We start from the raw sequence: 990 nt of genomic DNA on the forward strand, positions 1-990 counted from the left end.
GGCGGCATTAATCTTATCCATGCATTCTCTAACTTTGGCTGCGCCAAGGCGACGTTCGCCCCTGCCAACATCGCACAACCCAACATCACCGTTATTACTCGATTCAGCATTATCTCTCGTCCTATTTTTCCGCTTTATTATGGGGGTGCTTATCGTATCGGAGTTGCCTCGCACTATTGTCGATAGAGCATTCGCCATCATTCAACCAGCTACCCGCCTCTTCTCGAAGTATCGTCATTAACGCTTCAATATGTTCAGGCCGGTCATTCAGCGCTGGTATATATTCAAAGCGCTCACCACCAGACTCCATAAAGTACTCTTTATTTTCTCCTGCAATCTCTTCGAGCGTTTCCAAACAGTCTGCGGAAAAGCCCGGACAAATAACCTGAACTGATTTCACGCCCTGGTCAGGCAAGGCCTTCATCGTTTGATCAAGATAAGGATGCAGCCACTGAGCCTTTCCGAAACGAGATTGAAAACACGTCATATACTCGTCTTCGTTAAGGCCAAGGCGTGTCACTAACAAGCGTGTCGTAACATGGCACTGGCAGTGATAAGGATCGCCCTTCAACAAGAATTGCTGCGGTACACCATGATAGGAAAGAACCAATTTATCGGCTCGTCCATGCACTTGCCAATGCTGTTCAACGCTCTGAGCAAGCGCCTCGATGTAACCAGGATGCGTGTGATAACTGCCAATATAACGAAAATGTGGCAACCATCGGCGCTGGGTAAAATCTGCTGCTAGCGCGTCAAACACAGAGCCCGTTGTGCTCCCCGAATATTGCGGATACAGCGGCAAAACGATCATTTTCCGACAACCCTCGCTGAGCATATCATCGACGACATTGCTCACACTTGGCTCCCCATAGCGCATCGCTAGCTCGACCTGAATATGCGCCCCGTATTCAGCGCGCATCCGTTCTCGAATAGCGTGGGTCTGATCCAGCGCATGCAACATTAACGGAGAGCCTTGCTCCGTCCAAACCT

Annotated in this window: 1 protein-coding gene; it reads right to left on the bottom strand. The window is 49.7% G+C overall.

What is annotated here, in order from left to right; genetic code table 11:
• Window positions 1–121: 121 nt before the first annotated feature.
• A partial coding sequence (gene hemH / locus A3751_RS18970; protein ID WP_082863379.1) for a ferrochelatase occupies window positions 122–990 on the bottom strand: 869 nt, incomplete at its 5' end.

It is taken from the genome of Oleiphilus sp. HI0080, from assembly GCF_001635135.1.